Raw genomic sequence first — 15050 nt, 5'->3', positions numbered from 1 at the left:
CTTCTCCCTTTATAATCAAGTCTAAATGCAGCCATTCAGGTCTTTAACAATCGCTTACAGGGCGATTATGTCTAACAAGGCGCGTGCAATGCTTACCTCGCTCGGAGTGATAATCGGCGTGGCGGCCGTGGTTGCGCTTGTCTCAACAACACAAGGGGCGAGCAAAATGATAAATGAGCAGTTTGAGCGTCTGGGCGGGAAGTCAATGCTTATCACGCCCGTGCGCCCGAGCGGAAACCTGCTCAAATTTACTTCTGGCAAGCCGCTGACCGTCAAAGATGCGAACGCGATACGGCAATTGCCGGATGTTGAGTTTGTTTCGGAAATAATTGGCACCCACAAAACAGTTGTGCACGGCAAAAACCAGTGGGTTACACGCATTCTCGGTGTGTCGCGCGATTTTACTTTTATTAACGACTGGTTTCCGCAGACGGGCACTTTTTTCAGCGCGGACGATGTTGAGAACTCGCGTCCGGTGTGCGTGATAGGCACAACGATTGAGGAAAAACTGTTCACCTCGACATCGGCCATCGGCAAAAAAATCAGAGTGGAAAACATCTCATGCGAGGTTGTCGGCACAATGCAGAAACTTGGAACAAAACCGAGCGGCGCGGACCAGGACGACATAATTCTAATGCCCTACTCAACAGTGCAGAAAAGAATCCTTTCGGTAAGAAACATTTCAAAAATCTCGCTCGCAGTCATAAGCCCGGAAAGAATAGGCACGGCTTTGAGCGAAATAAACGGGGTTTTGAGAAAAAATCACAAAATCGGAGTGGGTGAAGAAGACGATTATTCCATCAGAAACAACGCACAGAACCTTGAACGCATAGCGGATGTAACACGGATTTTGAAAATTCTGCTTGTAAGTATAGCGTCAATATCGCTGATGGTCGGCGGAGTGGGAATTATGAATATAATGCTTGTTTCTGTAACGGAAAGAACAAGGGAAATCGGAATAAGGATGGCTGTTGGCGCGAGGCAGATAGACATACAAAAGCAGTTTCTGGTTGAAGCGCTTGTCCTGTCACTCGCCGGAGGAGCGGTGGGTATAGTGATTGGAGTCGCAATTTCCAAAACCGCGTCTCTGTTCACCGGTTGGCCCGCCGAAATATCATTTTCAGCCATTATAATTGCCTGCTTTTTTTCCGCACTGGTCGGAGTTTTCTTCGGTCTGTATCCGGCGCACAAGGCGGCAAAAATGAATCCGGTTGAGGCTTTGAGGCACGAGTGAGGAAAGACGGAACCGTTTCGGTTTTAATGTCTCTGCCAAACTTGGGACTTGGCGGGGAGCAGAGGCAAACCGTCAATATGGCGAACGCTCTCTGCGGAAAAATGCGATGCGTGATTTTCTCTCTTGGCGGCGGCGAACTTGAGAGGGAAGCGGATGGCAGAGTGGCGATTCTGTTTCCCTGTTATCCGGCGTTTGTTAAACGGTCCCGTTTTTTGTCTTTTGTCTGGGGGCTGTTCGCGCTTGCCCGTGCGGTCCGAAAGGAAAAACCGGACGTTCTCTATTCACGGCACTGGACAAAAATTCCAAATATTATAATCGGAAAAATATTTGGAATAAAAACCGTCTGGAGCGACGGGAGCGGCGCAAATTTTCTCAAAGATAAAAAACCGCTTTTATTTTTCGCTCACCGCTTTGCCATAAGTTACGCGGATTTGGTAACTGCGAATTCAAAAGGAGTTGCCGATGAAAATCGTGATGTCTATAAACTGAGGCGCGCGCCCGAAGTTGTTTACAACTTAATGGACACCGGAGCAATAGAGCGCAAATCAGGAGAACAGGTAAATCACAAATGGCTCGGAGAGCAAACGCCGCTCGTAATATCGGTCTGCCGTCTTGTGCGGCGGAAAGGGTTACGGACTCTGCTTGACGCGGTAAAAATAGCGAATGAAAAAACGCCGGTTCGCCTTTTGATTGCGGGAGACGGAGAACTTAAAGAGAAATTGATAAGCCATGCCGAAAAAATCGGAATGGCGGACAAAACAGACTTTCTGTCGCAAGAGGAAAATCCGCACAGATTCACGGCAAAGTGTGATTTATTCGTCTGTCCGTCCGAACGGGAGGGGCTCTCAAACTCTCTGCTGGAAGCCGCCGCGCTCGGAATGCCGATTGTTTCAACCAATCACCCTTTTGGCGCGGACGAAATTATTGAAGATGGGGAAAGCGGAATTCTTGTGCCCGTAAATAACACGCAAAAAATGGCGGAGGCGATTGTAAAACTGATTGAGAACAGACCGCTTGCGAAACTTATGGGCGAAGCCGCGAGAAAACACGCCGCGAATTTCAACATTGAAAAAATGGCGGAAAGATTTAAGACGATTTTTGAAAGGGTCGCGCGATGAAAAAACCTTTTAAAATTTGAGTTTGCCAAACGAAAAAATGTAGGCAAGCAAACGGAGAAAAGCGCTCATTCTAAAACTCAACCTCAAACTGGAAATCAGCGCAGATCTGTAATTAATTCCTTTTTTCCTGCTGAGCTTTTCAAGTCGTCTTGCATACGCATACATTGCCTCGTTAAAAAGATGAGTATATTTGAATATTACAATGTTGCATGTATTCAGAGTATCTAAAACACCGGGGTCCATCCTATCAGATTTCATGGAGTCGGCATTGGCGTGCCGTCTGTATCTCAGAAGAACTTCGTCAATGTAATTTATAGTCCCCCCACCCGCCAGAATTTCTATTATAAAGAACCAATCAGACGTATTGGAAAGGAGAGGGTTACACCCCCCATCGGGAATTTTGTCTGCTCTGTACATACATGAGGGTGCCCCGGAAAACATTCCATATTTAAGTGAGACTTCAACACCACCCTCGTAACTGTTTCCTTTATGGTTGAAAAGACGCAAGGTTTTATTGGTATCCTCGTCAAAAACTTCCATATTGTGGTAACAAACGGCGCAATCGGGATTGTCTTCCATAAAAGCCACTTGCCGGGTAATTTTTTCCGGAAGCATAATGTCGTCATCTGAAAAGGTGACAACATATTTGCCCTGATAAAAAGAAAGACCTTTGTTCAGATTTGCTGTTATACCCTCATTTTGAGATGAAAGAGATAAAACAAAATTGATGTCGGAGTTTTTCTCCTTATATTCACGCAAAACATCCTGACTTCCATCCGTGGAAGCATCATCACAAACAATTATCTCAATATTCGGATAATCCTGAGCTAAGATTGAATCCAAACTTTCCCGCAACCAACTTTTTCTGTTATAGGAAAGAACAAGAATACTAACCAGAGGCAGAGGAAAGTTATGACTTTTCATCAATCTATACTCCTTTTACACTCATCGCGCGAACACGCATAAGAACAAAAACACCAACAAAAACAGACAGAAACTCAGGTATGAAAAACGCCCACGCCGCTCCAAGATATGAATAATCAGGAATAAGAATAAACATAGACGCCAATCCTACACACGCAAACAGAATTGAAAAAACCGTTTTGGTTCCGGGCATTCCGAAAGCCAACAAAGCAAAATTCGACCATTTGCACAGGTGTCCTACAACCATTGCGCCTGTCAAAACTCTCATTGCGTCAGTCGCGGGAGTAAATTCACTGCCGAAAACAATTTCTATAAATTCATACGCAAAAACAAACAGAAAAACACAAACAGGCAACAAAAACTTCATTATTTCCTTTACTGAATAGACAATAAGCTGCCTGAATTCATCGTAGGATTTTCTTGTCTCAAGACGCACAAGAGCCGGATAGAGAACGGAATAAACGGGACCCGTTATCTTATTTGCCGCAGATACCACGCTTTTTGCGACTCTGTAAAGCCCCGACGCCTCAACACCTGAAAAATGACCAAGCAGAAGAATAGGAATATGTGTGGAGAAGGAAAAGGAAACGAAACCCGTCGCGTTTATATTCAGAACAAACCAAATCACTTCGCGCATTTTTCCTTTGATTTTCGAGAGGTCCGCAAATAACCATCCGCTCATTCCTTCAAGTTTCAGAGTCCTGTTCACATAGAATTGAAGTATGGCAAAATTCACAACAGCCGCAATAACGTAAGCGATAAAAAAGCCCTTTAATCCAAATCCCAGAACAAAAAACAGCACAATTAAAGCAAGTTTGACAAAAGCATCCACAACTTTCAGAAAAGCCGACTCTCTAAACTTTTTCAACGCCTGAAGTATCGCGTTGGAATTCTGATTAACAGTCAAGACAAAAAGGCTCAAAGAGAGGATAAGAACATACTGAAAAGTGTTTTCAGATTTAATAAAAAATTCGTTTGCAACTTCGGCAAGGGCAACACAGACAACAAACGCGAGAATCCCGCCGAGAAAATCGATTAAATAGAAAAATTTGATAAATGAAAGCGCGGATGTCTTGTCGTTCTTTTCACAATATTCAGAGATGTATTTAACCGAGGCCTCTCTTATTCTGAAATCAACAAAGGCGTTAACAAGGGTTACATATGACAAAACAAGCGTGAACACGCCGAACTGTTCTAGATCCAGAAAACGGGCGAGAAAAACAACTTCAAGAGTCGTAAAAATAGACGCACCCATGCCTCCGGCGAAAAGCGTTGCGGCGTCTTTCCTCAGACTTTTTCTTTCATCCTGCGGGGGTTGTATATTCATTGAAGGACAAGAAGGCTTCGCGTAACTGTGCTATTATAACATCCGGGCCAATGAGAGTTTCAACTTTACTGTTCGCCATACTATTCCTTTTCGCCCCAACCGCTTCCACAGAGACGGTCTTAGACCGCACAGACACAATCGCGCGGCAGTTGATGTGCCCCGTTTGCGCCGGGCAAAGCGTTGCGGAATCAAACTCAGACCTCGCCCGCGACATGCGGAAAATAATAAGAAAAAAGATTGAAAACGGAGAAACCGATGAGGAAATTATCCTGTGGTTTCAAGGTAAATACGGAGACACAATCCTTGCCGAACCGCCGCTGAAGGGGTTTAGCCTTGTTGCCTGGTTCCTGCCTGTTATTGCCGCAATCGCGGGAGGTATGGTAGCTGTTCTGTATATCAGAAAGAATGCCCGCAGATCACGCGGATAAAAACTTCCGGCACTCCTCAACCGCTTCGCTGAGTTTTTCAGGCACAAACCATCGGATGTCTTTTTCTTTTCTAAGCCAGGTCATCTGCCTTTTGGCAAAACGGCGCGTGTCCGTGGCGGTGTCTTCAACAGATTGAGTTTTCGTTATCTCGCCGTCAATAAGCATATTAGCCTGACGATACCCTATCGCTTTCATCGGCTTTAAATCTCTTGAATATCCCATGCCGCGAATCTGCTCGGTCTCTTCAATAATCCCCCCGTCAAACATCTCCTGTGTTCTGCGGTTTATTTCCCCGACAAGCGCGTCTCTGTCAGTCGTGAGACCGATTTTAAGACAGTCAAAACCGCCGTCCGAAAACCCGTGAGAGCGCCGGACCTGCGAAGCGGGTGTGCCCGTGGAATAAAAAATCTCAAGCGCGCGTCGTATGCGCACGGAATCGCGCTGATGAATCGCTACGGCAGAAACGGCATCTGAGTCACGCAATTTTTCATAAAGCCAGTCGGTCCCGTAGATTTTTTCCTCATCTTCAAGCTGCTTTCTTATTTCCGGGTCGGCAGGGCTTTCTATCAACCCTTCAAGCAGAGCTCGAACATAAAGAAAAGTTCCGCCGACTACAATCGGCGGCGTTTTTTCCGCGCAAAGTTTTTTAAGTATGGGATGAGCCAGAGTCCGGTAAGCGCCCGCGTTAAACTCATCGTCCGGCTCGACAACATCTATCATAAAATGCGGAAACGCGCTCATCGCGTCCGCGGACGGCTTCGCGCTTCCTATGTTAAAATGTTTATAAACTTGAAGCGAGTCCGCGCCAACCACGGCTCCGGACAGTTCAGAGGCAAGGCGAAATCCGAAATCGGTTTTTCCTGACGCAGTCGGACCAACAACCGCGACAATCCTCCCGTTTTCGCACTCCGCGGTTATCTGTAATCCTCTATATTTTCTCCCAGCGCTTCCCTGCGGCTGAGCCGTATCTTGCCGTCTCTCTCTTTTGAAATACACTTGACGAGAAGCTCATCGCCCTCATTCACAACATCGGTAACCTTTTCAACTCTTCCCTCTTCCAACTCGGAAATGTGCACAAGCCCGTCTCTGCCGTTGTCCATCTCCACAATCGCGCCGAAATCAAGCAACCGCTTGACCTTGCCGAAATATATTTTCCCGGGCTCTATCTCCTCAATGATTTTTTCTATGCGATTAATTGCCATCTCGCATGACTCCTTGTCCGGAGAGGAAATAAGCACTTTCCCGTCGTCCTGAATGTCTATCTGAGCGCCGGTTTCTTCAATGAGTTTGTTTATCACCTTGCCGCCCGAACCAATTACATCGCGTATTTTGTCGGGATGAATTTTAATTGACATTATGCGCGGGGCGTGGGCGGAAATATCCGAACTGGACGCGCTGATTGTTTTGCCCATCTCGGCAAGCACGTGAAGCCGTGCTTCTTTCGCCTGCATAAGAGCGTCTGAGAGAATTTCCTTCGTAACACCGTCTATTTTAATGTCCATCTGCAATGCGGTAATCCCGCTCTCCGTTCCGGCAACTTTGAAATCCATGTCGCCCAAATGGTCTTCATCGCCGAGAATGTCCGACAGAATGACGAGTTTGTCCCCTTCTTTTATAAGCCCCATCGCTATTCCGCCAACGGCGGCGCGAAGAGGAACACCAGCATCCATAAGAGACATTGAAGCGCCGCAAACGGTCGCCATTGAGGACGAGCCATTTGATTCAAGAATTTCCGAAACAACCCTGATTGTGTAGGGAAAATCTTCTTTTGAGGGAAGAAGCGGTTTTACCGCCCTTTCCGCCAGCGCGCCGTGCCCTATCTCCCTGCGCCCGGGAGCGAGACGGAAACTCGTCTCGCCCACAGAATACGGCGGGAAATTGTAATGAAGCATAAAACTTTTCTTCAAATCGCCTTCAAGAGAATCAATCCTCTGCTCGTAATATGAAGTTCCGAGCGTTGTGGCTACAAGCGCCTGAGTTTCGCCGCGAGTGAAAAGCGCGGAGCCATGAGAACGGGGAAGAAGCCTCACCTGTGAATCTATGTCGCGGATGGTTTTATGGTCGCGTGAATCCGGACGTATGCCTTCATTCACAATCAAAGAGCGGACGCACTCTTTGGTGGCTTTGTCAAAAGCGTTTGAGATGCGCCCTTCGCTTTTGGGGAAATCACGCCCGATCGCCTCAACCGTTTCAGCACGCAGTTTTCCTATTTCTTCACGGCGCTCCTCCTTGGACGGTTTGACAACCGCGTCTTTAAGACGCTCCGACGCGAAAGCCGAGACCGCCGAAGCAACCGCTTCATCCGCCGACGGATCGCCCTCGTCAAGAACGCGTTTTTCGGCGGCAATGTCTGAAGCAAGCTCCTCCTGCATACTTACAAGCTCCTTTATGCGTTCGTGAGCAAACATAAGCGCGTCAATCATGTCCGGTTCGGGAACCTCATTCGCTCCGCCTTCAACCATTACAATCGCGTCTTTTGTTCCCGTAACCACAATCTCCATGTCGCTTGATTCAAGATCCTCGTATGAGGGATTACAGACCAACTGCCCGCCTATTCTTCCAACTTTCACTCCGGCGATGGGTCCTTCAAACGGCACATCCGAAAGAACCAGAGCGGCTGAAGCGGCAGTCGCTGAAAGCACTCCGGGGTCCGTTGTTGAATCCGCCGAAAGAACGGTAATCATCACCTGAGTGGAATAGGTGAACTTCTTTGTGATAAGGGGCCTGATTGAGCGGTCTATCAGCCGCGAAGTAAGAATTTCCTGTTCGCTGGGTCTTCCTTCCCTTCTGAAAAATCCGCCGGGAATTTTTCCCGCAGCGTATGTTTTTTCCTGATAGTTCACGGTCAGCGGGAGAAAATCTTCATTGATTTTTTCGCTTTCCGCGACTACGGTGGCAAGAACAACGGTGTCTGAACAGCTCATTAAAACCGAGCCGCTTGACTGTTTCGCCATCTTTCCGGTCTCCATTTTGTAGCTTGAGCCGAAAAGTGTTTTTTCAACTGTTTTGTGTGTCAAATTAATAATCCTCCAATTCACTCTTAATTAATGCCTGAGTCCGAGTTTGTTAATCAACTCGGCATATTTGCGGGGGTCTGAACTTTTCAGGTAGTTCAGCAGTTTTCTTCTTTTCGCCACAAGTCTCACAAGCCCCCTGCGCGAGTGAAAATCTTTCTTCATTTTGCCCGTATGGGCGGATATCTGCTCTATCCTTTTGGAAAGTATGCCAATCTGCACTGTGGAAGAACCTACATCTCCGGGTTTTTCCGAGAACTCCGCGATAACCTTCTGTTTTTCATCTTTGTCCAAAGCCAATTTAAAAATCCTCCGATTTTTTTTAATGCGAACCGAACACCCTTATCTGTTTTAGCACCGGCACGTCTTTCAAATTTTCAACTTCACGCGCGTCCGCCACAAATTCCGCTATGGATGCCACCGCGCCGTTTCTCATCAATTTCACAACATCTCCCTTGCGGAAATCGCAACCGCATCCGGACAGATGCGTTGCACTCAAAAAACCGCCGCTACCGACAATTCGTGCGGCATCTTCGTCTATGCGAACCGATTTCATATGCGAAAGAGCACCATCAACACTTATCAAAGTAAAATTCCCGGCTTCAAGGTCTTGCAAAGTCGCTGATTCTTTAATGGAAAACTTTCCGCTGCCGAGCCGCCTGAGCTGAACCAGATGAGCCATACAACCGAGAGTTTCTCCCATTTCAGACGCCAGCGCCCTGACATAAGTTCCGCGCGAGCATTTTACGGAAAACCTTACCAGAGGCGGTGAAAACTCAAGTAATTCCAGAGACTCAACCGTTACCGTTCTGGCGTTCCTCTCAACCTCCTTGCCAAGTCGGGCAATCTCTGAAAGCCTCACCCCGTTCTTCTTGACCGCAGAAAACATAGGCGGAATCTGCAAAAAAGTTCCTGTGTTTTCCTTGAAGCGTGAAATTATATCATTACGCGAAACTTTTCCAACATCGCCTTCGCCCGTAACTTTTCCGGAAAGGTCAAAAGTGTCAGTCGCGACTCCCAAACGCATTGTCGCCTCATACTCTTTGAACGATTCGTCAAGGTGGGGAATAGCCTTTGTTGCCTCTCCCAGACAGACGGGGAGAACACCCGTGGCAAATTTATCAAGCGTGCCCGTGTGCCCGGCTTTGCGGACTTTGAGGTTTTTTTTAACCCTGTTCACAACATCGCTTGAGGTAATGCCATCCGGTTTGTCAATTACAACTATCGCGTTCATGCCAACTTTATCTCGCCGAGTATTTTTCCGATTGCACCATCAAAATTGCCGTCAAAATTGAAGCCCGCGGCATTTTTGTGCCCGCCTCCACCGAATTTTGCCGCCACCGCGCAAACGTCAATATCGCCGCGCGACCTTATGCTCCCCTTCCATGCCGGAGATTGCCCGTGCGCTGAGGTTTCCCTGAAAAACATCGCAATCTCAACCCCTTTCAAACTCATCGGATAATCAACCATTCCCTCAGTGTCTTCATTTGTTGTTCCGGTCGCTTCAAACATTTCACGGTCAACGCAAACCCACGCTATCTTTCCCGTTTTATCTGTCTTGAGACTCCCCAGAACGCGGGAGAGAAGGTCCATTTTCCCGGTGGACTGGTTTTCGTAAACCGCGCTTGAAATCCGCTGCGGATCGGCTCCGCGCGAAACCATCTCGGACGCTATGGCAAAACACTGCGCCGTAGAGTTGGAAAACCTGAATGAGCCCGTGTCCCCCGAAATCGCGGCAAAAACACAAGTCGCACTCTGTTGCGTGAATTCAGCGCCGAAAAATTTGAAGATTTCATAAACAAGAACACCCGTTGCAGACGCGGAGGTTTCAACCCATTTCACTTCGCCGCCACCGCCCTCCATCTCGGTGTGATGGTCAATGATGACAACTTCGGAGTCCGCCCCGCCGGCATACCGTTCAAAATCCGCGCCCGCGCGCGAAATCACAGGGCAATCAAGAACAACAAGTGCGTCAAAACCGTTTTCAGGGGTATCCGTGAGCGTTGTCCGCACCTTCTCCGAACCCGGAAGAAACTCAAGAAATGAAGGAGTAGCGCTTGCGTTATATAGAAAAACGGACTTGCCTAGCGATTCAAGCAAGTTCGCGAGCGCGAGCATTGAGCCCAAAGCGTCTGAATCAGGATTTTCGTGAGAGGTCAGCAGAAAACTGCTTCCATTCTCAAAAATCTTCTTTATTTGAGCGGGAAATTTCAACTGTCAAAGCGCCTTATGATGTCATCAACCCTGTGAGCGGAAAGCAGAACCTCATCGGGTTCAAACTTTATTGAAGGGACTTTTTTGAGATTGAGGCGCAACGCTATCTGTTTGCGGAAAAATCCTGACAGTTTGTTCAGCCCCTCAAGCATTGGTTCGGACGAACCGCCTTTGAGATGGGTAAAAAACACTTTCGCGGAAGACATGTCCCTCGACATTGAAACACGGGTTATCACGGCGCGTGCGACCCGTGTGTCTTTGATGTTCCCCTCGCTCATTATTAGCGCTATCTCCCTGAAGACAAGGTCTTTTACGCGTTCGCGTCTCTCGTAACTGAATTCGCGACCCTTTGATCCCAAAACAAACCCCGCCGCCACGCCGTCCTATAACTGCTGCGCAGTCTCCTTCACTAGATAGACTTCAAGCACATCGCCCACTTTCACATCACTGAAATTTTCTATTGTAAGACCGCATTCAAAGCCCGACTGCACCTCTTTCACATCGTCTTTGAACCTTTTGAGAGAGCCGACCTTGCTTTCGTAAACCACCGAACCGTCGCGCACAACCCTGATGTTTTCGCCCCTCAACACCTTGCCGTCATCAACAAAACAGCCCGCGATTGCCCTCTGCCCGGACATGCGGAAAATCTCCATAACACGCGCGTGGCCAAGCGTTTCCTCCTCAACCAGCGGGTCAAGCAGACCCTCCATAATCCGTTTTATCCTGTCAATCAACTCATATACAACCGGATATGTCTCAACCAGAATCCCGTTCTCCGAGGCGTCCGAAGCGGCTTTTGAGTCCGGACGGACGTTAAAACCGAGAATTGACGCGTTTGTAACATTGGCAAGTTCAACATCGGTGCCGCTTATGCCGCCAACACCGGAATGAACGATTTTGACCGAGCATTTGTCCTGATCAATCTTATCAATGGAATCCTTAATCGCTTCAACCGTGCCTCGGGTATCTGATTTGATTATGATAGACAACTCCTTGGCGGAGTTCTCCGCTTCCTGCTCCGCATCCTCAAGGGCGTCAAAGGAAATCTGAGACACATGCGGAACCTGAGGCGCTTCGCTCTGCCCCAGCACCAGCTTCCTGTTTTCAATTATCGCCCGCGCTGTTTTCTCATCGCGCAGAACGTAAAGATTTTCGCCCGCTTCCGGCACGCCTGACAGCCCCATAACCTCAACAGGAATTGACGGTCCCGCGCTTTTGAGTTTTGCGCCGTTCTCATCCGAAAGAGCCTTGACCTTTCCGCTGAAAAGCCCCGCTACAACATAGTCGCCTACTTTCAAATCACCTTTTGTAACAATCACATTGGCAAGCGCGCCGCGTCCTTTGTCAAGCCGCGATTCAAGAACAATCCCTCTGGCAAGCCCTTTTTGCGGCGCTCTGAGTTCAAGAATATCGGCTTGAAGAAGAAGCAGTTCCAGCAACTCTTTAAGTCCCTGCCCCGTCTTTGCCGAGATTTCAACAAAAAGCGTGTCGCCTCCCCATTCTTCGGTAACAAGCCCATGCTCGGAAAGCTGTCTTTTCACGTTTTCGGAGTCGGCGGCGTCTTTGTCAATTTTGTTAATCGCCACAATAGCAGGCACGTCCGCAGCTTTGGCGTGATTTATCGCCTCAATAGTCTGCGCTTTCACTCCGTCATCGGCGGCAACTACAAGAATCGCCATATCGTTGATTTTTGCGCCACGCGCCCGCATTGAAGTGAAAGACTCGTGCCCCGGCGTGTCAATGAAAACAACCGTTCCGTTCCCCGAAGAAACTTTATACGCGCCAATATGCTGTGTGATTCCACCCGCCTCTCCCAAAGCCACATTTGATTTGCGCAGGTTGTCAAGAAGGGTCGTTTTTCCGTGGTCAACATGCCCCATAACGCTGACAACCGGAGGGCGCGGAGCCTCGTCCGAGAAACCCGCATCTTTGTCATCCAGAAACACCGCTTCATCAAACCTGTCAACATCAACCTCAAGCCCGTATTCGGCGGCGACAAGCGTGGCGGTCTCATAATCAATGGAATCCTTCGGAGAGGCGTTCAGTCCGATGCTTTTAGCCTTTCCCCTCACATCGCGCAGTTTCACATCCATTCTGCGCGCGAGTTCCTCAAGCGTTATGGTTTCGCCGATTTTGACGCTTTTTTTGCTGACCGGCGGATAATCCTTCACCTGTTTGGCGGCGGAAGAGCTGTGATGGTGAGGCAGTTTTTTCCGTCTGATATCCTGTTTTCTACGGAAACTTTTTTCGTCAACAACGTATTCCTTTTTTTTGACGACAAGTTTCGGCGCGAGCGAATCTTGAATCTGCCGCGCGAGTTGCTCCTTTTCAGGATCGGGCGGGGTGGGCTTTTCTTTTTCGGCTTTTTCTTGTGGCGCGGACTTAGTCTGGGCGGAGGTTTTCTCAGTTTCGGCTTCGGCCTCAGGCGCGGCGCTCTCTTCCTCTTCGCGCTTTTCCTGTTTCTTTCTGCGCCTTACAACCCTCTTTGCGCCTCTGGTTTCGGTAACATCTCCGGATTTGGATTTGACGACCTTTATCTCATTTTTGGAAGAATCCTCGCCGTCCTTATCATCTTTGGACGAAGAGGAAAAGGCACGTCTGAGTTTTTCAACGGTCTCCAAATCCACCGTATTTGATGCGGTTGAAAGGTTGACGCCCATATCATTGGCGGCCACCATAACCTCTTTGCTGGAAACACCGAGTTCCTTAGCCAGTTCGTGCACTCTTGTTGGCTTCATCTTGGATGCGACGCGTTATGAGGACTGCCCGTCTTCCTCCGGTTTTACTTCGGTTTCTTCGGCGGACTCGGACGATTGTTCGGGTTGCTCTTCGGTTACTTCCGTTTCCGTTTCGGGTTTGGATTCGGGTTCAGACGCCTGCTCAACCGGCTCTTGCGCGGCTTCGGACTCCGTAACAGGTTCGGACGCCTGTTGCTCGGTCTGCTCCTTCACGCTTTCCTGAAATGCCACTCGCGCGAATGCAATTATCTCCTCAACCTCTTTATCACCCATCTCTTTGAGAACAGTTTTTATGTTTTCCGAATCGGCGAACACAATATCTTCAAGCGTGCGGAAGCCCTCGTTAAAAAGAAGAGTTGCCGACACATGACCAATTCCCGGAAGGGTGTTGAGCATCGCGAGCGACTGGTCTTTCTCCTTCTTCATCTGCTCTTCGGTTTTGATATCTATTTTCCAGCCGGTCAGGTTTGACGCGAGGCGCACATTCTGTCCTCCGCGTCCTATGGCGAGCGTAAGCTGGTCTTCATCAACAACCACTTCCATTTGGTTAGCCGCTTCGTCAATGATGACTTTGTTCACAACCGCTGGGGAAAGCGCGTCCGAAACAAAACGCCCCAAGTTTGCCGACCACGGCACAATGTCTATCTTTTCGCCCTGCAATTCCTGAATCAGATTCTGAACCCTCGCGCCGCGTATGCCCACGCACGCGCCAACGGGGTCAACATCGGGATCGTGCGAATAAACCGCGATTTTCATCCTTGAACCGGGATCGCGCGCAATGGCTTTAATTTCAATTATGCCGTCCGCGATTTCGGGAACTTCGCCCTCAAAAAGCCGTTTGACGAAATCCGGCGAGATGCGAGAAAGTATGAGACGCGGCACTCTTTTTTCCGTGTCAATTTCAAGCAGAAGCGCCTTTATACGGTCTTTTGGCTCGTAAAACTCTTTTGGGGCTTTGTGCGAATACGGCAAAATTGCTTCGGCTCTGCCGAGGTCAATTACAAGAGTTCTCCTCTCAATCCGCCTGACAACCCCGTTCACGAGCCGCCCTTTGTAATTTATGAACTCCTCATAAGTAACCCTGCCTTCGGCTTCCCTGACCTTCTGCAGGATTTTCTGTTTCGCGTTGTGAATCGCAACACGCGTGAACCCTTCGTGGGAAAACATTCCATCGTTGTTCTCAGAGTCGTTAACGTCCGCCATGGTGTCCGAAGTCCAGACCATTACGCCGATTTCCTCGCCTTCTTCAACTTCAGGGTCAAGGTCCCTTGCCTCGCTAATCTCTATCTGCGTTGCGGGATCGGACACTTCAACGAGAACATCCTTGTAGCGAAAAAGTTCCACAACGCCGTCTTCGTAGTTGTATTGAACCTCAAAACCGCTTTCTTCATAGTCCTTCTTTGAGATGCTCTCAACCGCGCTTATAACTGCGTCTTCAATGGCTTTGACAACTTCCTCTTTCTGGAGATTCTTCTCCTTAACCACCGTCTCAATGACTCTGTTCAGTTCCGTCGACATTTTACAACTCCCGTTTCAGATTTGCCTTTTCAATGCCGTCAAAAGGTATTGAAAAAACTTCTCCGTCCGACTCCTCGTCGAGCAGTTTTACAAAACCGCTCTCAATTCCTTCTATACGCCCCGTAAAAACCCTGCGTCCTTCAAGGGCGTCTTTCGTTCTGACCTTTGCCCTTCTGCCGCTGAATCTGTCGTAGTCAGTGGGTTTTGTAAGCGGTCTCTCCACCCCCGGAGATGACACTTCAAGGGTGTACGGAGATTGCATAATCTCCTCAATATCTATCAAAACACCTATCTCTCTGCTGAGGTCAGCGCATTCAGCGATGTTGACCCCGCCCGGTTTATCAACAAAAACAGACACCTTTCCGCCTCCGGCAAGGCGCAAATCCACAAGTTCCAGTGGACTCGGCGCAATAACCCTCTCAACGACTTTAGATAGTCTGGCGGCTGTTCCGCCCCTGTCAGCATCCGCCCGTGTTTCAATACGGTTTTGCATAATTTCTTCCCGCTACCAAACAAAAGCGGGCTCGGAAGCCCG

General features: G+C 48.6%; 14 protein-coding genes. 3 read left to right on the top strand and 11 right to left on the bottom strand.

The window, feature by feature from the left end:
- The first annotated feature begins 25 nt into the window (after positions 1-25).
- On the top strand, positions 26-1234 hold the full coding sequence (locus GKS04_02810; protein ID QMU56106.1) for an FtsX-like permease family protein: 1209 nt from the start codon (positions 26-28) through the stop codon (positions 1232-1234).
- Positions 1231-2352, top strand: a complete 1122-nt coding sequence (locus tag GKS04_02805) for a glycosyltransferase (GenBank protein QMU56105.1) — start codon at positions 1231-1233, stop codon at positions 2350-2352. Before GKS04_02810 ends, GKS04_02805 begins: the two co-directional genes overlap by 4 nt.
- Before the next feature lie 9 nt (positions 2353-2361).
- Here GKS04_02805 and GKS04_02800 read toward each other — a convergent pair whose 3' ends face one another.
- Both GKS04_02800 and GKS04_02795 read right to left on the bottom strand, forming a co-directional pair.
- The gene (locus GKS04_02800; protein ID QMU56104.1) at positions 2362-3276 is read right to left on the bottom strand and encodes a glycosyltransferase; all 915 of its coding nucleotides are present in this window, start codon (positions 3274-3276) and stop codon (positions 2362-2364) included.
- Between the two features lie 4 nt (positions 3277-3280).
- Positions 3281-4603: an oligosaccharide flippase family protein gene (locus tag GKS04_02795; GenBank protein ID QMU56103.1), complete on the bottom strand. Its 1323-nt coding sequence runs from the start codon at positions 4601-4603 to the stop codon at positions 3281-3283.
- A gap of 50 nt (positions 4604-4653) precedes the next feature.
- Here GKS04_02795 and GKS04_02790 point away from each other — a divergent pair, with 50 nt between their 5' ends.
- Positions 4654-5031: a cytochrome c-type biogenesis protein CcmH gene (locus GKS04_02790; GenBank protein QMU56102.1), complete on the top strand. Its 378-nt coding sequence runs from the start codon at positions 4654-4656 to the stop codon at positions 5029-5031.
- Here the strand turns inward: GKS04_02790 and miaA are convergent.
- The 9 genes from miaA to GKS04_02745 all read right to left on the bottom strand — a co-directional run bounded on the left by miaA (position 5020) and on the right by GKS04_02745 (position 15008).
- Positions 5020-6027: a tRNA (adenosine(37)-N6)-dimethylallyltransferase MiaA gene (miaA, locus tag GKS04_02785; GenBank protein QMU56101.1), complete on the bottom strand. Its 1008-nt coding sequence runs from the start codon at positions 6025-6027 to the stop codon at positions 5020-5022. The genes GKS04_02790 and miaA overlap by 12 nt on opposite strands.
- Positions 5946-8000: a polyribonucleotide nucleotidyltransferase gene (locus GKS04_02780; GenBank protein QMU56683.1), complete on the bottom strand. Its 2055-nt coding sequence runs from the start codon at positions 7998-8000 to the stop codon at positions 5946-5948. Before GKS04_02780 ends, miaA begins: the two co-directional genes overlap by 82 nt.
- 75 nt (positions 8001-8075) lie before the next feature.
- On the bottom strand, positions 8076-8345 hold the full coding sequence (gene rpsO, locus GKS04_02775) for a 30S ribosomal protein S15 (GenBank protein QMU56100.1): 270 nt from the start codon (positions 8343-8345) through the stop codon (positions 8076-8078).
- Positions 8346-8367: 22 nt separating this feature from the next.
- Positions 8368-9279, bottom strand: a complete 912-nt coding sequence (gene truB / locus GKS04_02770) for a tRNA pseudouridine(55) synthase TruB (protein ID QMU56099.1) — start codon at positions 9277-9279, stop codon at positions 8368-8370.
- Positions 9276-10259 carry a bifunctional oligoribonuclease/PAP phosphatase NrnA gene (locus tag GKS04_02765; protein ID QMU56098.1) on the bottom strand — a complete coding sequence of 328 codons (984 nt, stop codon included), beginning with the start codon at positions 10257-10259 and terminating at the stop codon, positions 9276-9278. Before GKS04_02765 ends, truB begins: the two co-directional genes overlap by 4 nt.
- Positions 10256-10636 (bottom strand): 30S ribosome-binding factor RbfA, encoded by a 381-nt coding sequence (gene rbfA, locus GKS04_02760; protein ID QMU56097.1) that lies wholly within the window; start codon positions 10634-10636, stop codon positions 10256-10258. The genes GKS04_02765 and rbfA overlap by 4 nt, the downstream gene beginning before the upstream one ends.
- Before the next feature lie 6 nt (positions 10637-10642).
- Entirely contained in the window at positions 10643-12997 is a 2355-nt protein-coding gene (gene infB, locus GKS04_02755) for a translation initiation factor IF-2 (protein QMU56096.1), read from the bottom strand.
- Positions 12998-13012: 15 nt separating this feature from the next.
- Positions 13013-14515 carry a transcription termination factor NusA gene (gene nusA, locus GKS04_02750; GenBank protein QMU56095.1) on the bottom strand — a complete coding sequence of 501 codons (1503 nt, stop codon included), beginning with the start codon at positions 14513-14515 and terminating at the stop codon, positions 13013-13015.
- Between the two features lies 1 nt (position 14516).
- Positions 14517-15008 (bottom strand): ribosome maturation factor, encoded by a 492-nt coding sequence (locus tag GKS04_02745; GenBank protein QMU56094.1) that lies wholly within the window; start codon positions 15006-15008, stop codon positions 14517-14519.
- Positions 15009-15050 lie beyond the last annotated feature (42 nt).

This window comes from Candidatus Mycalebacterium zealandia (genome assembly GCA_014075295.1).
Taxonomy (GTDB): Bacteria; Desulfobacterota_D; UBA1144; order Nemesobacterales; family Mycalebacteriaceae; genus Mycalebacterium; species Mycalebacterium zealandia.
This window is presented reverse-complemented; position numbering and strand designations above follow the sequence as displayed.